At 47.5% G+C, this 19,740-nt stretch carries 18 protein-coding genes; 8 read left to right on the forward strand and 10 right to left on the reverse strand.

Annotation, left to right across the window (positions count from 1 at the left end; genetic code table 11):
• The first annotated feature begins 92 nt into the window (after positions 1–92).
• Entirely contained in the window at positions 93–893 is an 801-nt protein-coding gene (locus tag HZF10_RS11020; RefSeq protein ID WP_176006260.1) for a TIGR00266 family protein, read from the forward strand.
• A gap of 101 nt (positions 894–994) precedes the next feature.
• Here the strand turns inward: HZF10_RS11020 and HZF10_RS11025 are convergent, their stop codons facing one another.
• From HZF10_RS11025 to HZF10_RS11060, 8 genes are all read right to left on the reverse strand, one after another.
• Entirely contained in the window at positions 995–3,196 is a 2,202-nt protein-coding gene (locus HZF10_RS11025) for a TonB-dependent receptor (protein ID WP_176006261.1), read from the reverse strand.
• Between the two features lie 55 nt (positions 3,197–3,251).
• Positions 3,252–3,605 (reverse strand): hypothetical protein, encoded by a 354-nt coding sequence (locus HZF10_RS11030; protein WP_176006262.1) that lies wholly within the window; start codon positions 3,603–3,605, stop codon positions 3,252–3,254.
• Between the two features lie 77 nt (positions 3,606–3,682).
• Entirely contained in the window at positions 3,683–4,672 is a 990-nt protein-coding gene (locus HZF10_RS11035) for an aspartate-semialdehyde dehydrogenase (RefSeq protein ID WP_176006263.1), read from the reverse strand.
• Between the two features lie 82 nt (positions 4,673–4,754).
• Complete coding sequence (locus tag HZF10_RS11040; RefSeq protein ID WP_176006264.1) at positions 4,755–5,669, reverse strand: FISUMP domain-containing protein; 915 nt, start codon at positions 5,667–5,669, stop codon at positions 4,755–4,757.
• Between the two features lie 105 nt (positions 5,670–5,774).
• Positions 5,775–6,161, reverse strand: coding sequence for a large-conductance mechanosensitive channel protein MscL (gene mscL / locus HZF10_RS11045; protein WP_176006265.1), 387 nt, complete (start codon positions 6,159–6,161; stop codon positions 5,775–5,777).
• Between the two features lie 79 nt (positions 6,162–6,240).
• Positions 6,241–8,685 (reverse strand): bifunctional UDP-N-acetylmuramoyl-tripeptide:D-alanyl-D-alanine ligase/alanine racemase, encoded by a 2,445-nt coding sequence (locus HZF10_RS11050; RefSeq protein ID WP_176006266.1) that lies wholly within the window; start codon positions 8,683–8,685, stop codon positions 6,241–6,243.
• A gap of 63 nt (positions 8,686–8,748) precedes the next feature.
• Complete coding sequence (locus HZF10_RS11055; RefSeq protein ID WP_176006267.1) at positions 8,749–10,554, reverse strand: T9SS type A sorting domain-containing protein; 1,806 nt, start codon at positions 10,552–10,554, stop codon at positions 8,749–8,751.
• Positions 10,555–10,605: 51 nt separating this feature from the next.
• The gene (locus HZF10_RS11060; protein WP_176006268.1) at positions 10,606–11,229 is read right to left on the reverse strand and encodes a thymidine kinase; all 624 of its coding nucleotides are present in this window, start codon (positions 11,227–11,229) and stop codon (positions 10,606–10,608) included.
• Between the two features lie 187 nt (positions 11,230–11,416).
• Between HZF10_RS11060 and HZF10_RS11065 the strand changes: the two genes are divergently transcribed.
• From HZF10_RS11065 to HZF10_RS11075, 3 genes are all read left to right on the forward strand, one after another.
• Entirely contained in the window at positions 11,417–12,580 is a 1,164-nt protein-coding gene (locus tag HZF10_RS11065; protein WP_176006269.1) for a DUF8457 domain-containing protein, read from the forward strand.
• Positions 12,581–13,258, forward strand: a complete 678-nt coding sequence (gene rsmI / locus HZF10_RS11070) for a 16S rRNA (cytidine(1402)-2'-O)-methyltransferase (RefSeq protein ID WP_176006270.1) — start codon at positions 12,581–12,583, stop codon at positions 13,256–13,258.
• A 127-nt stretch (positions 13,259–13,385) separates the two neighbouring features.
• Entirely contained in the window at positions 13,386–13,817 is a 432-nt protein-coding gene (locus HZF10_RS11075) for a hypothetical protein (RefSeq protein ID WP_218833181.1), read from the forward strand.
• 28 nt (positions 13,818–13,845) lie between these two features.
• On the opposite strand, the gene ade is transcribed toward HZF10_RS11075, so the two are convergent.
• Complete coding sequence (gene ade / locus HZF10_RS11080) at positions 13,846–15,465, reverse strand: adenine deaminase (protein WP_176006272.1); 1,620 nt, start codon at positions 15,463–15,465, stop codon at positions 13,846–13,848.
• A gap of 132 nt (positions 15,466–15,597) precedes the next feature.
• Between ade and HZF10_RS11085 the strand changes: the two genes are divergently transcribed.
• From HZF10_RS11085 to HZF10_RS11100, 4 genes are all read left to right on the forward strand, one after another.
• Positions 15,598–15,918, forward strand: coding sequence for an ArsR/SmtB family transcription factor (locus HZF10_RS11085; protein WP_176006273.1), 321 nt, complete (start codon positions 15,598–15,600; stop codon positions 15,916–15,918).
• Entirely contained in the window at positions 15,915–16,418 is a 504-nt protein-coding gene (locus HZF10_RS11090; RefSeq protein WP_176006274.1) for an SRPBCC family protein, read from the forward strand. Before HZF10_RS11085 ends, HZF10_RS11090 begins: the two co-directional genes overlap by 4 nt.
• A gap of 213 nt (positions 16,419–16,631) precedes the next feature.
• The gene (gene recJ / locus HZF10_RS11095; protein ID WP_176006275.1) at positions 16,632–18,338 is read left to right on the forward strand and encodes a single-stranded-DNA-specific exonuclease RecJ; all 1,707 of its coding nucleotides are present in this window, start codon (positions 16,632–16,634) and stop codon (positions 18,336–18,338) included.
• A gap of 292 nt (positions 18,339–18,630) precedes the next feature.
• A complete protein-coding gene (locus HZF10_RS11100; protein ID WP_176006276.1) occupies positions 18,631–18,984 on the forward strand; it encodes a hypothetical protein in 354 nt (117 codons plus the stop codon).
• Here HZF10_RS11100 and HZF10_RS11105 read toward each other — a convergent pair.
• Positions 18,981–19,739, reverse strand: coding sequence for a UDP-2,3-diacylglucosamine diphosphatase (locus HZF10_RS11105; protein ID WP_176006277.1), 759 nt, complete (start codon positions 19,737–19,739; stop codon positions 18,981–18,983). The two genes, HZF10_RS11100 and HZF10_RS11105, sit on opposite strands and share 4 nt — an antisense overlap.
• Position 19,740: the final 1 nt, after the last annotated feature.

The following is a 19,740-nucleotide window of genomic DNA, read 5'->3' on the forward strand; positions in this document are numbered from 1 at the left end:
AGAATTCGATGAATGAAAAACATCCGAATTGCGCAACCGCTTCATATCGTTCAAATCACTAATTTGCAGTATCAACAAAAACGTACAGAAAAATGACAGCACACGAAATTGATTACGAGATTTTCGGCGAGGAAATGCAATACGTCGAAATCGAACTCGATCCGCAGGAAATCGTCATTGCAGAAGCCGGAAGCTTCATGATGATGGAAAACGGCATCCAAATGCAAACGATTTTCGGAGACGGAAGCCAGCAACAATCGGGTTTTATGGGCAAATTACTATCGGCCGGAAAACGCATGCTTACGGGAGAAAGCCTGTTCATGACGGCTTACCAGAACCAGAATATGCGCAAGAGCAAAGTGAGTTTCGCTTCGCCTTATCCCGGAAAAATCATCGCTTTGGATCTGAGCCAGCAAAACGGCAAATTCATCTGCCAGAAAGATGCGTTCCTGTGCGCCGCGAAAGGCGTTGCGGTAGGCATCGAATTTTCGAGGAAACTCGGTCGCGGACTTTTCGGAGGCGAAGGCTTCATCATGCAAAAGCTCGAAGGAGACGGCATGGCGTTTGTCCACGCGGGCGGAACGTTGGCCAAGAGAGAACTCGCCGCTGGCGAAATCCTAAAAGTCGACACCGGATGTATCGTCGGGTTTTCGCAAACCGTTCATTACGATATCGAATTCATCGGCGGGATCAAAAACTCGATTTTCGGTGGCGAAGGTTTGTTTTTTGCGACGCTCCAAGGCCCGGGAACGGTTTATATACAGTCGTTGCCGTTCAGTCGTTTGGCCGACAGGATCATCGCATCTGCTCCGCGTTCCGGAGGAAGCAACCGAGAGGAAGGCAGTTTGCTCGGCGGGCTTGGAAACCTGCTCGATGGCGACAATCGATTCTAATCGAAGCCTAATAACTAAGCCACGAATGACACGAATTTCACCAATAGATTAGTGGAATTCGTGCTATTCGTGGCTAACTTTTTAAAATAGGAGACCGACGGCTAGATGTTAAAATTCACGCCCAAAACGACATTCCTTCCAATATTCGGAACGCCATCGACTTTAAGGCGCGACAAATGCGCGATATACGTTTTGTCCGTCAGGTTGTTTCCGTTCAGACTTACTTCAAAAGCGGTTTTTCCAAAAGTCACTTTTCCGCCGAAACCTGCATTGAATAAGGTGTAACCGCCGCTTCTGGTCTCGAATCCGCTCACGTTATCTTGATCGAAAGTCGTCGAAACGTTGAAGCGCGCGAACCCGTTTTTGAGCCAATTTTTGATGTTGAACTCAGTGCGGATCGTGTTGTTCCAGTTGTTGGCCGGAATCAACGGCAAATAATCCCCATTCTGCTTTTTTCCGGTGACGGATTCGAAACTGCTCTCGACGTGTAGCCAATCGAGCGGATGCGGATGGAAATGAATCCCGGCCTCGCCGCCAAAAAGCTGTGCATTGTCCTGAGTGTACGCAAAAACATCGTTGTCTTCCAAAACCTCGCCCGTCGGTTGGGTGTAGATGTAATTGTCGATGTGGTTGTAAAATCCGTTCACGAAGATTTCGAAATGCGTGCCTTTGAATTCGAGGTTCAGGTCGGCTTGCACATTCTGCTCGTTGTTGAGGTTGGCGTTGCCGATTTCGTATCGGTTCGTGCCTTCATGGACGCCGTTCGAGGTGAGTTCGGCCAGATTCGGGGCGCGGAAACCCGAAGCCAGGTTGAGGCGTAAAATCCATTTCGGAGACAAATCGGTTTTATAACCCAAGGACGCGTTGAAGCTGTCGAATTGGCGATCGATAGCGGCAAACGAGCCTTCTTCGCCGATGATTCCGTTGGCCTCGGAGGTAATGTGCCTATTGTCGTAGCGGATTCCGGCCTGGATCACATTCGAATTCCAGGTGTAGTTCGTCGTTCCGAAAACCCCGAAATCGTTGACTTCGGCATTCGGGATCAGATATTCTTCACCAAAATTATCATTGGTTTGGTGCATGCCTTGGATTCCGGCGATGATTTCGAATTTGCCGAATTGCGGAAAATGATACTTCAAATCGTAATTCAACGTCTGGAGTTTCATGCGCAATACCGCGTCGTTGCTGTCTTCGAACTCGCTTCGGTCGTTAAAGATGTAACCGATGTTCGCATCCAAAGACGATTTTCCGAAGAAAAAACTGTTGTGAAGGCTTGCGATGTGGTTGTCGATGCCTTGACGCGGGAATTCGGTGTTTTTGCTCGTGGATTGTTCGGCTATGCCTTCTTCGGGAATGCCTAAATCCAGACGATTGTAATTGTATCGGAACACACTCGACATTTTTTGGTTGTTGTAACCGATTCCGGCTTTGATATCGGTTTCATTGTAACGTGTGTTGGTAACGCGGTCGCCGTCTCCGGTTTCGTAATCGGAATGCGTGTTGTAGCCGCCTCGCAACGAAAATTTCCAATTGTCGGTAGAACCTTTTACGCCAAGCGATGTGCTGCTTCCGAGCGTATTCGAATAAAAACGCTGTCCGAAATCGGCTTTGACCGTATTCGCATCGGCAAACTTTTCGGGATTCACATATAGAACGCCACCAAGCGCATCCGATCCGTAAAGCAAAGACGCCGGACCTTTTATGACCTCGACGCTTTCAACGCCCGAGTCGCTCAAACCCAAACCGTGCTCGTCTCCGAATTGCTGGTTTTCAAGCCGCACGCCTTGCGAATACACGAGAATGCGATTCGAGCTCAATCCGCGGATTACGGGTTTTCCGATCGAAGTTCCCGTAGAAACCTGGGAAACTCCTGGAATCGTCGTAATGCCTTCTGCCAAAGACGTGATGCCTTGTTGTTGCATCTGCTTCACGCCCGCATGCTCGACTTTCATCACGTTCTGTGATTGCAGTTTGTTGAATCCTGTCGAGACGACGACTTCGTCGAGTTTGTGCTCGCTTTCGGTCATTGTGATGTTCACGGGCGATTGGGAAACAGAAACGTTGAGGTTTTGGGTTTCGAAGCCGATGAACGAAAAAACGATCTGCAGTTTCCCCGTCGGGATGTTGTTGAACTCGTATTGACCTTCGATATCGGTAACCGTTCCTTTGTGCAGTTCGGGAAGATAGACCGAAACGCCGATCAACGGTTGGTTTTGCGCATCGGAAACCTTTCCCGACAGCGTGTTCTGGCCATAACTCATAGCCGCAAAGCCCATGAACAGGGCAAAGAATATGTATTTCATTTGATTTTCAGTTATCGTTAAAACAGCTTTGTCCGGATATTTCGGACGGTCATATTTAAGCGATAACTATTGGCGGGCCGCGGTGAGCGAATAAGCTTCCGACGAAATACGAAGTGATTTCTTTCGAACGGAAATACGAATATCCTTGATGGATTTGGACTTTCTGAACCGGAATTCTCGTGATTTCGGTACCGATGAAACCGCTGAAGTTGAAATGGCACACGAAACAATTGTCTTCCTTGTGGTGCTGGTGCGACAATTCGTGCTTCGAATCGGTTTTGGCGTGATGGCACTTAGGCGTCTGGAATTCCTCGACAATATGCTCAACCGAGTGCACCGACTGGAACACGACCGAGAAAAGCACGGCCGCGACGGCGAAAAGGTTGAATATGGCGAATCTGGATTTCACGACGGTAAATTTAGCCACGAATGGCACTGATAAACTCTAATTATTTGTGAAAATTAGTGTCGTTCGCGGCTCAAAAGTTACACGAGCTTGTTCGTTACAAGATATTCCGCGATCTGAACCGCGTTAGTAGCCGCGCCCTTTCTCAAGTTATCGGCAACAATCCACATGTTCAACGTATTCGGCTGGCTTTCGTCCCGACGGATTCTGCCCACGAAAACCTCGTCCTTCTGGTGCGCGAACAACGGCATCGGATACTCGAAAGCGTCGATGTTATCCTGAACGATGATTCCCGGAGTTTCAGACAATATTTTTCGGATATCGGCCACTTCGTAATCGTTCGCAAACTCAATGTTGACCGACTCGCTATGTCCGCCCATGACCGGCAAACGCACGGCGGTCGCGGTTACGTGGATGGTGTCGTCCGAAAGGATTTTCTTGGTTTCGCGCGTCATTTTCATTTCCTCTTTCGTGTAGCCGTTTTCTTCGAACACATCGATTTGAGGAATGATATTTTGGTGGATTTGGTATTTGTACGCTTTTTCGCCTTCGATCCCGGCGTATTCGTCCTGCAATTGCTTCACGGCTTTGACGCCCGTTCCCGTAACCGATTGGTACGTGGAAACGACGACGCGTTTAATCGTGTATTTTTTGTGCAAAGGCGCAAGAGCCAAAACCATCTGAATCGTCGAACAGTTTGGGTTTGCGATGATTTTGTCGTCTTTTGAAAGTTCGGAAGCGTTGATTTCGGGCACGACCAATTTCTTTGTCGGATCCATTCTCCACGCCGATGAATTGTCGATTACCGTGGTTCCGGCCTCGGCGAATTTCGGTGCCCATTCCAACGAAGTTCCGCCGCCTGCCGAAAAAATTGCGATTTCCGGTTTCATGTCGACCGCCGTCTGCATATTCACGACCTTATACTTTTTCCCTTTGTACTCGATTTCCTTTCCGACCGATTTCTCGGATGCGACTGGAATCAATTCTGTAATCGGGAAATTTCTTTCAGCAAGGACTTTCAGCATGACTTCGCCTACCATTCCGGTAGCGCCTACGACGGCAACTTTCATAATGTGTTGTGTTTAAAATGAGTTGCAAAAGTAGTGAAAGTTCAAAGTTGTTGTTCGATAAATCTCACGCAACGAATCGGTGCTATTCGAGAATTATCTTGTGACTTCCGACAAATTTGCCTTCAACATCCGTGATTTTTGCGATATACATGCCTTTGGAAAAACCAGACAGAGAAATCGCTTTGCCATCGGATACGATCTGTTTGAGGACCGATTGTCCGAAAACGGTGAAAAGCTCGATCGTATATTGACCTTTTTGCGACTCACAATGAAGTTGGCCATGTGTCGGATTCGGATACAGCCTGAAGCGGATCGGCGAGGATTCACCGGTTTTCAGTCCGGAATCTTTTAAAAAACGGATGGCATACCCCGCAGTGGCCGGATAGTATCCATTGTTTACGGCTGTAGTTGCCGATGACATCGAAAAACTGTAAACGGCGCCTGGGGTGAATTCGGTAGTCGTCCAAAACGCATTGGACGATCCAAAATAGGCAGGAAGTGAAAAATTGCCGTCATAATAGCGGATACCGTTCGGAATGGCCGAAAATCCGCTGCTGTTCGTCGCGCCGACATTCGGAGTGTTCCAGAGCGTCGTCGATTTGAGTGCAATCCCTGCCGTAGCGGGCCCGCCTACAAAGGCGATCAGTTCATCCCATTCCGCTTTTGTGGGAATGTGCCATCCTTCGGGAGCAAGACCACGCGGATCAGTTACAGAATCCCAATCGTAAATTTTGCCGTAAATAGTACCATTGGAAGGATCGTTCAAATAATTGCTCCAGGCACCGTTAGGGGAATCGTGCCAATTATTCGCAGTCGTACGTTCGGGAATTATGTCGCCATTGTTGTATTTTGTGACATTCAAGTTTCCGACAGCCCATTCCTGGTTTCCTATAATCACGGACGCATACGTGTTTCCATCAATATCAACAACACCGACTCCTGGAGTTTGGGCCAAAGCAATTGAAACAAAAAGCAAAAACGGGTAGAGCTTCAACATGTTTTTTTTAGCTAAAATACGATTTCTCAAGTTGTTCCAAAAAAAGACCACGCCTTTCGAGCGTGGTTTAATTAGAATATGTAATGTAGCGTACGGTAACGTGTTTTAAGGACGGTTTTTCAAAGCGTCGCGGATTTCCATAAGCAATTTTTCCTCGTTGGTCGGGCCAGCAGGCGCGGCAGGCGCAGGCGCCTCTTTTTTGCGCATACTGTTGACTCCTTTTACGAGCAAGAAGATTACGAATGCAATCACGACAAAACCTATCACGGCCGCGATAAATTTGCCGTAGAGAATCCCGCCATCGGTCTTGAGTTGTTCGATGTTTTCGAGTTGGGCCGCCTTGAGCGCCGGAGTGAGCAATGCCGGAGTTATCACATCTTCTACCAAAGACGTTACGATTTTACCAAATGCCGCCCCGATGATGACCCCGACCGCCAAATCCATGACGTTACCCTTGGCAATAAACTCCTTGAATTCTGAAACCATTCCCATAAGTTAAAGTGTTTGAAAATTAATACTGTGTTTTATTGGCTGTATCGAAGTTAGCTAAAAAAATGTTAAAACAACCGTATCATTCCCGATAAAATACGCGTTTGACCCGTTGTGAAATACTCGTCAGAATCTCATAAGGAATCGTCCCGAGTTGTTTCGCCATATGGATCACGCTAGGATCTTCGCCGAAAATCACGACCGGATCGCCTTCTTTGCACGTAATTCCGGTCACGTCGACCATAAGCATGTCCATGCAGACGCTTCCTGTGATCGGCGCTTTTTTGCCGTTGACGTTCACATATCCGATGCCGTTGCCCCAATGTCGTGAAATACCATCGGCATAACCGATCGGAATGGTCGCGATCTTGGTTTCGTGCTCGGCCATGAATCGTCGGCCATAACCCACGCTGTCTCCGGCCGGAATCGTCCTGATTTGCGAAAGGATCGACTTTAATGTCCCGACATTTTCAAGGTATTTCTGTTCCGACGCATCGTTCGAAATGCCATACAACCCGATGCCCAAACGCACCATGTCGAATTGTGCTTCTGCGTAATTGCTGATTCCCGACGTATTCAAGATGTGGCGTATCGGATCGATTTCGAGTTCGGCAATCATCAGCGACGACATTTTTTCGTACAAAGCGATCTGTCCGAGCGCGAACGCATGATGTTGCAAATCGTCGCTCGTGGCCATGTGCGACAGGATACTTTTTATCTTGACCGATTTGTTTTCCTTCAAAACCGAAATCAATTGGGCAAGTTGCGGCTCTTCGAAACCCAACCGGTGCATGCCCGTGTCAAGTTTGATATGGATCGGATACTGCTCGAGTTTCTTCTCGTTGGCGATTTTCAAAAACGCGTCGAGACCTTTCAGACTGTATATTTCGGGCTCGAGTCCGTATTGGATGATCGAGGTGAAACTCGTCGATTCGGGATTCATCACCATGATCGGAAGCGAAATGCCCTGTGTTTTAAGCGCGATTCCTTCATCGGCGAAAGCCACGCCCAAGTAATCGACCTTGTGGTGTTCGAGCAAACGCGCGATTTCGAAACCGCCGTTTCCGTAGCTGAACGCCTTGACCATGATCATCATTTTGGTTTCGGGCCTTATTTTGGATCGGAAGAAATTCAAATTGTGCGAAATCGCGTTGAGGTTGATCTCGAGTACGGTTTCATGCGTCTTTTCCTCCAGAAGCGATACGATTTTCTCGAATCGGAACTGGCGCGCGCCTTTGACGAGAATGGTTTCATGACCGAAATTGAGTCCGTCGAAAGCGGCTAAAAATTCGTTCGTCGTATCAAACGTGACGCAATTCACGAATTTGTGCTTGAAAGCCGAAATCGTCTCGCCAATCCCGATCACACGGTTGATCTTGTTCGAAATCACGAGTTGGGAAACCCGCGAATACAATTCTTCGTTGGTCAATCCCGACTGGAAGATATCCGAAAGTATAAGTGTTTTTTTCTTGTGCTGTTTCTGGGTTTCGAGAAAGTCGAGCGCAATTTTAAGCGATTGAAAATCACTGCTGTAACTGTCGTCGATTACCGTAGAATTGTCGATGCCGTTCTTGACTTTAAGCCGCATTTCGACCGGGAAAAGCATCGCCAGTCGGTTCTTTATCTCCAAATTATCGTATCCGAAATGCAGCAACACCATCAAACAATGCATCGCGTTCTCAATGGAAGCGTCGTTGCGGAACGGAATCTCGACCTCGAATGCGCGTTCGTTCCAGGTCACCGAAATAAACGTGTGCTCGCCTGCGTTTCTTCGGACCAAAAACACATCGGCAGATTCGTCTTTGAAACTCCACGAAAAGCGCTTAGTCGTTGACGGAATGAACGCTTCGATCGTTTTGTTCGAGTTGTAAATCAGCAATTCGGAATGCTTGAACAACTTGAGTTTTTCCTTGATTTTTTCGGCGATATTCGAAAATCCTTCGTCATGGGCGGTTCCGATATTGGTCAAAATTCCAATCGTAGGCGTAATGATCGGTTCGAGTTTTTCCATTTCGGAAATCGTGGAAATCCCCGCTTCGAAAATCCCGAGATTGTGTTTTTCATTGATAGAAATCACAGAAAGCGGCACGCCAACCTGCGAATTGTAGCTTTTCGGGCTTCGGATGATGTTGAAATCTGGCCCGAGCAAAAAGTTGAGCCATTCCTTGACGATCGTTTTTCCGTTGCTTCCCGTAATACCGATTACAGGAAACTTGAAATGGTTGCGATACCAGGTCGCGAATTGCTGCAAAGCCGCCAAAGTATTGGGAACGACGAGAAAATTCGCCTGGTTCTTGACTTCTTCGGGAATGTACGAAACCACGAAATTCATCACGCCCGAATCAATCAATTCACCAATGTAATGATGCGCGTCGTTGTTCGGGCCCGAAAGCGCGAAGAACAAGGTTTCAGGGCCGTTTTGAAGTGATCGGCTGTCTATGGAAATGTGCGAGATATCGGCAGAATCGAATTCCCCGACCCATTGGGCGCCGAGAACCGACAAGATGTTTTTTAGCGTGAGATTCATCAAAGACGGACGCTGTTTGACGCGTACCACCACAAAAATAACACAATCGGTGCTAGGCTCGCATCAATTTTTAACGACAATCTTAAACGTAGCCACAATTTTGGAATTGGTTTTGAGCTCTGCGAAATACAATCCGTCTTGAACGGTGGACAATTCGATTTGGAAATGATCGCCCGCGGTTTTTCGCAATCGGACAGATTGGACTTTCCTTCCGGTCACATCGAAAAGTGTCATTTCTGAATCTTCCGGAAAATGACCTGTTATGCTAAAATGACCATTGTTCGGGTTTGGGTAAAGCGAAAAAGAATTGATATTGGTTTGGGAAACGGACAGAAGAGTGCTTTCGAACTTCGTGATCATGGCATTTCTCATGAAGTTCAAAGTTGGTTGGACAGCACCGTTTGTGGCGATTCCGGTATCGCTGTCGGTAAACCCGACGAGGTAAATTTCGTTGTCGGCGTTCAAATGGATCTGCAATGCGCCATCAGTATCTTCGCCTCCGTATAGATTCGCCCAAACAAGGCTTCCGCTAGGCCCGAATTTCATAAACAGCGCATCGGCATTTCCGTTCAGGCTTTCCTGGAACGAGTCCGGAGTGACTATTTGAGGATTGGAACTGACGGTCGCGAAATACACATTGCCGTCTCCGTCTAGCGAAATGTCGGGTTGATGCGGCTGGGTCGCATATCCGTATGGAATGTAAGTACCCCAAAGGCGCTGGCCTTCAGAATCGAATTTGGACAGGAAGCAATTGTTCACGCCAAGACTCGAATACTCCGGCAAATACGCATTTTCGGTCGCGATTTGCGTCTCGCTTTGGGTTTGGCCCGCAATATAGATGTTGTTTGATTTGTCTATTTGCAAATCTAGTGTCTGATCGGAGCCATCGCCTCCGTAATACGTGCTCCAGACACGATGTCCGGTAGCACTGAATTTAGAAAGGAAAGCGTCCCATCCGCCCGATCCTGTCTGCTGGAAAGCACCCGGTGCGGCATAATAACCCATGTCGTCCCCGCTTCTTTCGGTAACGACAATGTTTTGTTCCATATCTACCGCGATTCCGGCAATGAAAAGTGCCCAGGCTGCGGTATTGTTTTGGCTCATGTCAGGCCCGTAATATGTGGCCCAAACCCGGTTTCCGTCGTTGTCGAATTTTGAAATAAGCGGATACGTCCCATACCAATAGAGAACATAAGGTGGCACTGGTAACGGGATTTCTACCGGAGGCGGCACGGTTTCGCGAAAAGCGCCCGGTGTTCCCAAGTTGGAACTTCGGGTTGTGCCGGCACAATAGATATTCCCGGAATCGTCTATGTCTAAATATCCTACGAAATTGGATTGGTCGCCGTTGTAATAGGTTGCCCAGGCAAGTTCACCATCCTCAGTAAACTTCGCAATAAAGGCATTGTTCATAGTTTCGGGGGAAACGCTCGGATTGGACAACTCCTGCTGATAAGCACCGGGGGTGACTATATTTTGAGATGAGCTGGTCTTACCGACCAAATACACCGAAACTTCCTGTCCGATCGTTTTTGTTTTGATGGCATGCGGAACCTCATTGCCTTGGCCTCCGTAATAGGTGGCGTACAACAATGCTCCGTCTGGAGAAAATTTAGCCAATACCAAATCGTAATAGCCCAAATGTTGCGATTGATGAGAGTCCGGCCCCATGAAACCGTCATAAGCCGATGGCGTTTCCGTTGCGGTGACAACCCACAGATTGCCGCGGCTGTCAAGGTCGCTCAAGACAATATTGCCTTCATTTGTGCCAAAATAGGTTCCCCAAGCCTTATCGTATTCGAAAGGTTCGGTGTTTTGGGATTCGACACTAACTGAGAAAAAAAGTAAAAAAATAAAGATGTTTTTCATGGTCTGCATTTTTATGCAGATACCATGATACTGAAAAGGTTGCGTAAGAAATCAATGGCTCAATTCAGACAAATCGTCTTTTTCATCTGTAGTAGAAGCATCGCGCATCGCGTTGAAGTAAGCCGCGCGGCTCAACGGCTCGTATTCTTCGGTTTCGCCCAAAAGGACTAACCTTTCAGAATCTGATTTACGGAAAGAATAATGCGCCAAATTCCCGGTTCGTGTACAAACCGCGTGTACTTTCGTCACGTATTCGGCAGTTGCCATCAAAGCAGGCATCGGCCCGAACGGATTGCCTTTGAAATCCATATCGAGACCGGCGACGATAACGCGGATTCCCTGGTTTGCCAAGTCATTACAGACGCGAACGATCTCGTCGTCGAAAAACTGCGCTTCGTCAATCCCGACGACATCGCAGCCTTGAGCCAAAATCGAAATGTTCGCCGCGGCCGGAACCGGAGTCGAGCGAATCTCGTTCGAATCGTGGGAAACGACCATCTCGTCGTGATAGCGCGTGTCTATCGCAGGCTTGAAGATTTCGACCTTTTGCTTGGCGAATTGGGCACGTTTGAGGCGTCGGATGAGTTCTTCGGTCTTACCCGAAAACATCGAACCGCAAATGACTTCTATCCAGCCGAATTGTTCTTTGTGGTTAACTGTATTTTCGAGAAACATTTCGTAATTTTCGCGGTGTAAATGAAACGGTTTTCTTTAATTTGCGGGAGCGGAAACCGTCGTAAAATTTGTCTATTTCACGCCCTGAAAGCGTCGATTCCAAAAGTAGAAAATTTTTGTCGATTACGGCTTCCGACCAAAAAAAATCAAGTCAACTCACGCCTTACCATACCATAATCTCCAAGTCATGAAAAAGAAGCTCGAAGCCGAACTTATCAGCCTTGCACACCGAATTTTACAACTCAAGAACAAAGAAGACATCGCGGTTTTGCAAGAAGAAGCGCGTAAACTGTACGAGAAATTGTCGGTGCTTCGATTCGTAGAGGAGAATTTTTCTGATGCCAAACCCACGATCGGCCAACCCGAAATAGAAGAAAAACTCGACAAGGCGTTCGATTACGAACAAAAAATCGTCGTGGGCGAAATTCCGGCAGCCGAAGAAGTGCCTGCGGCCGACGAGATTTCATCGATGATGGAGAATTTGGCCGCTTCGAAATCTGTAACCGACGAACCGACGGCTTCCGAGGAAGAAACGTCCGAAAAAGAAGAGACGCCATCCGAAGAAGTTTTATCTGAAGCGACGGAATCGGAAGAAACATCTAAAGCGGAAACATCTGAAACGGAAGAACCCGCCCACGAAATAGCATCGCCTACATTCGAGGCAGCCGAAGCATACGTTCCCGCCGAGGCGACCGAAGAAATAAAACTGGCCGAAGAAGCCAATGAAGCGACCGCTTTGTTCTGGGAAGCGAAACCGGAAGAAATGCCGGCCGCCGAGACGAATACCGAAGCGCCGAAAGACGATGAGCAAGACGATATTTTCGCTCCGAAATTCGAGTTGAGTTTCGATGAAAAATCGGAAGAATCGCCTAAAGAAGATACGCCATCGCCGACTTTCACGTTCGACGATCTTCTCGGGAAAGATTATGCCGACCCGGTTTTTGTGACGCCCGAAGAATTGCAAGGTTCGATCGAGGCATCCAAACCCGAGGAAGGGACACCCGAAGAAATCCCGGCCGAAACCGCGAGTGAAGTCATTCCGATTTCGCGTTCTTTCGACAAAGGCAACGTGATTCCGCTCAACAAAGACGAACGTGGCGTGACGCTAAACGACAAGTTGTCGAAAGGCATTACGATCGGGCTCAACGACCGTATCGCGTTCATGAAACAGCTTTTCAACAATTCGAGCGAAGACTACAACCGCGTACTTTCGCAGCTTATCACGTTCGATAATTATACGGACGCCAAAGATTTCATCGACACCATGGTGAAACCCGACTACGACGATTGGAAAGGCAAAGAGGAATACGAGCAGCGCTTTTTGGAAATCATCGAAAAACGTTTCCAGTAAATGGGTAAGCTGTTCCTCGTCCCGACGCCGATCGGCAATCTCGAGGATATGACCTTCAGGGCGATCCGCGTGCTCAAGGAAGCCGATTTGATTTTGGCCGAAGACACGCGCAATTCGGGCAAACTGCTCAAGCATTTCGACATCGCGACACACATGATCTCGCACCACATGCACAACGAGCACAAAACCGTTGAGCAATTGGTGTCGCGCATGAAAGCGGGTGAGACGTTCGCTTTGATTTCGGATGCGGGCACGCCAGCGATTTCCGACCCCGGATTTTTACTGACACGCGCCTGTGTCGAAAACGGAGTGGAAGTAGAGTGTTTGCCGGGCGCGACGGCTTTTGTTCCGGCCCTTGTGAATTCGGGACTTCCGAACGACCGATTCGTGTTCGAAGGCTTCCTTCCTGAGAAAAAAGGCCGCCAAACGCGATTTTTGGCACTAGCCGAAGAAACGCGTACGATGATTTTTTACGTTTCCCCACACAAACTCGTCAAGACTTTGGGCGAATTCGTGCAGTATTTCGGCGAAGACCGACAGGTTTCGGTATCGCGCGAACTTTCGAAATTACATGAAGAAACGGCGAGAGGAACGGCTGCCGAAGTTTTGAAGCACTTTGAAAAAGGAACGGTTAAGGGTGAAATTGTGGCGGTTGTGGCCGGAAAAACCGGCAAGTGATTTTGGCCACGAATTACACAAGTACCACCAATTACAATCCTCACTAAATCTCGCGATGGACAAAACATTTAATGGCGAATACAAACCCTTTTACCTAAGATTATTCAAAAAGATTTCACCAGTAATTTTGATAGCGTTCATCGCGGTTCTCAATGTGTTTTATGGACGACGATCCGGAATATTCGCCGATTACAAAATCGAATTTTCGGTCGTCATGGCCATCGCTGCGACAATCGGTTTTTTTTATCACATGAATCGCATTCGGACTGTTGTGACCGAGGTTCAGATATCCGATTCGAAATTCAAAATTTTCGGGTACGATTTCAACTCGAAATTCGAGGACGATCTCGATTTAAGCAAAACGTTTATAGAAGTCGTCGAGGAATACGTCGGTAAAAACAACAGTGTTTATTGTTTGGAAATAATGTGCGAGGACAAATTTTATTACATCAATAAATCCTCCGATTGGAATTATCAGGTACTTATCGACCTGATCAACGAATACAGCTTAAAAACCGGAAAAGTGATTCCCAGCTTAGGTTTGTTGAAAGGTGCCTAAAACGGCGCATAGTTTAACGGGAGCCAGATTATTCGCCCAAGTCTACAAACTCGAACTTCTTTCCGCTAAACAATCCCAAATCGCTCAATTTCAAATCGGGGATCACCAATAAAGCCATAAACGACAACGTCATGAACGGCGCTTTCAACGAGCTGCCCATTTCTTTTGCCATCGCGTCGATTTGCTGATAAAGTCTTCCCGTTTCGACGCAATCTTTGTCGCTGATGATTCCGGCCACGGGTAACGGCAAATTCCTTTTCGCATTTCCGTTTACCGCGCAAATCCCGCCTTTGTTCTCGATGATGAGGTTCACGGCCGAACAGATTTCCTCGTCCGAAGCGCCGACCGCTATGATGTTGTGCGAATCGTGTGCGACCGAACCCGCGATCGCGCCTTTTTTGAGTCCGAAATTCTTGATGAAAGCGACGGCTGGTTTGGCTTCGCGGTAGCGGTTGACGACGACGATCTTGAGCATGTCGTTTTCTACATCGGAAACCAATTTTCCGTTGTCGATTTTGGGTTGCAGATGCAATTCGTTCGTGATCAATTGCCCGTCCAGAGCCTCGATGACGCGGATTTTGTCGGAAGTGGCATTCACTTGGAAATCGACGGGATTTTTAAAACCGATGTTGAACGCATTGGGTTTCTCGAATGCAACCGATCCGATGAAGGATTTTCCGTTTTCGGCGACCAGATTTCCGTCGATAAACGTCTGCAAAACCTTGAAGTCGGTCAAATCCTCGACGACGATAAAATCTGCGGAAGCGCCGACCGTGAGATTCCCTACATTCATGCCGTAATGTGAAATCGGGTTCAGGCAAGCCGCCTGCAACACGTTAAAAACGTCGATGCCTTTCGCGACGGCACGCGCACAAAGTTGGTTGATGTGACCCAAAAGCAAATCGTCGGGATGTTTGTCGTCTGAACAGAACATCATGTTTTCGAAATTCTCGTCCAAAAGCCCGATCAACGCCTCGAAATTCTTGGCGGCACTGCCTTCGCGGATGATGACTTTCATGCCGAGTGACAGTTTTTCGGCGGCTTCTTCGTACGTAAAGCATTCGTGATCGGTCGTGATGCCCGCCGAGACGTATTTTTTGAGCTGTTCGCCGCGAAGTCCGGGCGCATGTCCGTCGATCGGTTTGTTGAAATGCTTGGCCCATTCAAGCTTTTTGTGCACTTCGGCGTCGTCGAAAATCACACCGGGATAATTCATCATTTCGGCGAGGTAGTAAATGTCGGGCGAGGCGAGGAGTTCGCGGATTCCGTCCGAATCGATCGTTGCGCCAGCGGTTTCGAAACTTGTCGCGGGCACGCACGACGGCGCACCGAAATGGAACTTGAACGGTGTTTTTTTACCGTTTTCGATCATGTAACGCACACCATCGGAACCCAAGACGTTGGCAATTTCATGCGGGTCGGAAATCGTAGCGACCGTTCCGTGGGTGACGGCGATTTTGGCGAATTCCGAAGGCACGAGCATCGAACTTTCTATATGGATGTGTGCGTCTATGAATCCGGGAAGGATAAACCGATCGTAGTCGTGATCAACTTTTGTAATCGAGGTGATTTTTCCGTTTTCGACAAGTATTTCGCCTTTGTAGATGTAACGGTTTTTTATGTCGACAATTTGGCCCTGAATGCGCATGATTGTTGGTTTTGTGACGGCAAGTTTGTGATTTTTTCTGAATCCGAAGGTAAATCGTCCATCAAAATTCGTCTAAAATATAATTGCGCAACCAAACAATTGCATATATTTGCAACTGAATCATTGCGAATTATGAGAAGAGATGTATTCCAAGCAATTGCCGATCCGACGCGACGCGCGATTTTGAGCCTAATAGCGGTTCAGTCGCTTACGCCTAATTCCGTAGCAGAACATTTCGACCAAAGCAGACAGGCGATTTCAAAGCACATGCAGATTTTGGTCGAATGTGAATTGCTGAAACAGGAACAGAAAGGACGCGAAATCGTATATCATCTGAATCCGAAAAAAATAGACGAGGTCGAACAATGGCTCAACGCGTTCAAAAAATTGCTCGCGGGCCGATTCGAGCAACTCGACGAGGTATTGCAACAACTTAAAAACGACAACAAATGAAAACAGTACCGTTCATGTCCTTCGATGTCGATAAGGACAACAAGAAAATTACCGTGAACCGCGAGTTCGCAGCCAATAAAGATTTGGTCTGGAACGCCTGGACGAAAAGCGAAATCCTCGACAGATGGTGGGCGCCGAAACCGTATAAGGCCGTCACGAAATCTATGGATTTTTCGGTCGGCGGGCTTTGGCATTATTATATGTTGAGTCCTGAAGGCGACAAACATTGGTGTCGTGCCGATTATAAATCGATTGAAACCGGAGCGAGCTATTCGTATATCGATGCGTTTTGCGATGAGAACGCTAAACTCAACCAGGATTTCCCGAGCACGAACTGGAATATCAGTTTCGAAAGTAAAGGTGATACGACCATGGTCAACATCTTGCTTACGTACGATTCGGTAAATGATCTTGAAAAAATCCTCGAAATGGGCTTCAAGGAAGGATTTACGATGTGTATGACGAATTTGGATGAGGTTTTGGGAGAAAGCGGGAAGTGATTTTGTGCGATATTTTTGGACTTCTACTTTGGATCCAGACCTAACAGGTTTTCAAAACCTGTTAGGTCTTTCCCGAAGTTAAGGTTTTTTCAAAACATTGATTTACAGATTTCCTGCCGTTTTTGTTAAACGCGAAATTTTCTCCAAGCGCGATTTTTTGTGATGGAAATATGCTTACTTTTACCACATCTGCACCATCCAAATTTTTAGTATATGCGCTGGACTTTCCCTTCTTCCGTCGACTCCCAAACCGTTTCCGAACTCGCCCAAACGCTCAATGTAGAACCGCTTGTCGCGCAATTACTTGTGCAAAGAGGTATCACAACTTTTGACGATGCGCGCAAGTTTTTCCGTCCTACATTAAACGATCTGCACGATCCGTATCTGATGAAGGATATGGACAAAGCGGTTGCGCGTATCGAGCAAGCCATCACAGCAAACGAAAACATCTTGGTTTTCGGAGATTACGACGTAGACGGAACGACTTCGGTCTCTCTCGTTTCGACGTATCTGCGAACGCATCATCCCAATGTCGCGACGTATATCCCGGATCGATACAAAGAAGGTTACGGAGTTTCCTATCAGGGCATCGATTATGCGCACGATAACGATTGTACGCTGATCATCGCGCTCGACTGCGGCATCAAATCGCTTGACCACGTCGATTATGCCAAAAAGAAAGGCATCGATTTCATCATTTGCGACCACCACCGTCCCGGTGACGAATTGCCCGATGCGGTTGCGGTGCTTGATCCCAAACGTTCCGACTGCGAGTATCCGTACGATGAATTGTGCGGTTGCGGCGTCGGATTCAAGCTTGTACAGGCGTTGGGGAAAAATAGGGGTGAAACCATTGAAGATTTGCTGCAATACCTCGACTTGGTCGCCACGGCCATTGCAGCAGATATCGTACCGATGACGGGCGAAAACCGTATCCTGGCGAAGTTCGGTCTTGATGTAATCAATTCGAATCCGCGGCCGGGTATCAAAACATTGGTCCAACAATCCAAAAAAAGCCGTTTCGATATTACCGATGTCGTGTTTATCATCGCGCCCAGAATCAACGCCGCCGGAAGAATCCGACACGGGCATCATGCGGTAGATTTGCTGACGGAATCCGATTTGGATCTTGCCGAAACGTATGCTTCCGAAATCGAGAAATACAATGCGGACCGCAAAACACTCGACAAACGGATAACGCTCGAGGCTTTGTCCCAGATCGAAGACAACAATGAAACCGAACGCTCCACGACCGTTGTTTTCCAGGACGATTGGCACAAAGGCGTCATCGGGATCGTGGCTTCGCGTCTGATCGAGACGTATTATCGACCGACATTGGTCTTCACGAAATCGGAAGGGAAGTTGGCGGCATCGGCTCGTTCTGTTCCTGGATTCGACGTGTATAACGCTTTGGAAGCCTGCGCGGAACACCTCGAACAATTTGGCGGACACATGTATGCGGCCGGATTGACATTGAAAGAGGAAAATTACCTGATGTTCAAGGAAGCTTTCGAAAAAGTCGTGTCCGAAACCTTGCATCCCGATTTGAAGACACCCGAAATCAATATAGATGCCGAAATAGAATTTGACGACATCACGCCCAAATTTTTCAGGATACTCAAGCAATTCGAACCGTTTGGACCTCAAAACATGACACCGGTTTTTTTGACGCGCGACTTGTTCGATACCGGATTCGCCAAACCGATAGGGGAAGAGAGCAAGCACCTCAAGCTTTTCGTACGCCAGGGTGATTCAGGCGGAATTGGCGCAGTCGGTTTCGGGTTGGGCCATAAATTCCCGATGGTCCAAAACCAAAAGCGATTCGACGCCGTGTATTGTATCGATGAAAACGAGTGGAACGGCAAGGTTTCGCAGCAATTACGCGTCAAGGATATCAAGAAAACGGACGATGTGGGGTGATTTTTTTGGTGAAATCGTAATTTTTGGGATTCTCGATGTGATCGGAGCCACCGTCCGATGGTTGTTCTTCGCCATTTGGAATGCCTTATTCGACAGGCCTTACCGAAATATGAAATACTTTTTGACAGGATCACGTCGCAATAACGAAGAATACGACGAATCGATAAGCCAAGCAATCAATTGGATAATAGCGATTCTTTTTATAGTTGGGATAATGTTTCTTTTCGTTAGTTAATTATTTAGAATCAATTTAAATAAATTTTATATTTGCGTGAATCGCTTACGCAAAGCCATGAGACAAATCGCACCACTTTACTATAACGACCTCGGAACAGCATTTTATTGGAAGAAAGACGGGAAAACCCTAACGGACAAAGTCCAGATCGTGTTCAAGGAAACGGGTTTCCATTTCGACGAAGCGGAATTGGACACTTTTGCCAAACTCATTGACGAAAGTTGTCGCAAAAACACGTGCGACGGTTGCGGATTGCGTCACGAATGCATGAAATTCCTTCTCAAAACGCCGGTTTCCCAAATCGACCTGGCTGTTTCGAAATACGAGCTAGACGGAATCAAAGACTTGGTTCTCGGAACTTTGTTCAAGATGCGATTGCAGAAATTCGTGTACGGGATCGGACAGAATTAATTCTCGTATTTGAGAAGTTCGAACGAATTCCCGTCGAAAACCCCATATGTGAAATACGTGATCCAATCGCCGAGGTTCACGTAAGAAGAATGTTCGCCCACCTTGATGTTCATCGGCAAATGACGGTGTCCGAAAATCAGATAATCGTAGTGTTTCGATTCGAGTTTGCGCTTTGAGTACTGTACGAGCCACTCTTTGTCTTCGCCCAAAAACTTCACGTCGGCGTCGCCCGAAATCAATTTGTTCTTGACCGAAAGGTATTGGGCGAGCTTCACGCCCAAATCGGGGTGCAGCCATCTGAACAGCCATTTCGAAAACGGATTCGTAAATACCTTTTTCATGCGTTTGTAACCCTTGTCGCCCGGGCCTTTTCCGTCTCCGTGACCAATCAGGAAATGCTTGTCGTTGAACGTGAATTCCTTGTTGTCGTGATAGACCGGGATGTTGAGTTCCTTCTCGAAATAACCGTTCATCCACAAATCGTGGTTGCCGACGAAAAAATAAATCGGGACGCCGCTGTCGCGTATTTCGGCCAATTTGCCCAAAACGCGAACGAAACCTCTCGGGACGACCATTTTATACTCGAACCAAAAATCGAAAAGATCGCCCAAAATAAAAATGGCGGCCGCGTCGTGCTTGACTTCATCGAGCCAGGCCACGAATTTCTTCTCGCGCGGCAAACTCGTTTCCATCGTAGGCGCGCCCAAATGCTGGTCTGAGGCGAAATATATTTTTTTGTTTGGAGGTAACTGCATC

It is taken from the genome of Flavobacterium agri (genome assembly GCF_013401995.1).
Lineage (GTDB): Bacteria > Bacteroidota > Bacteroidia > Flavobacteriales > Flavobacteriaceae > Flavobacterium > Flavobacterium agri.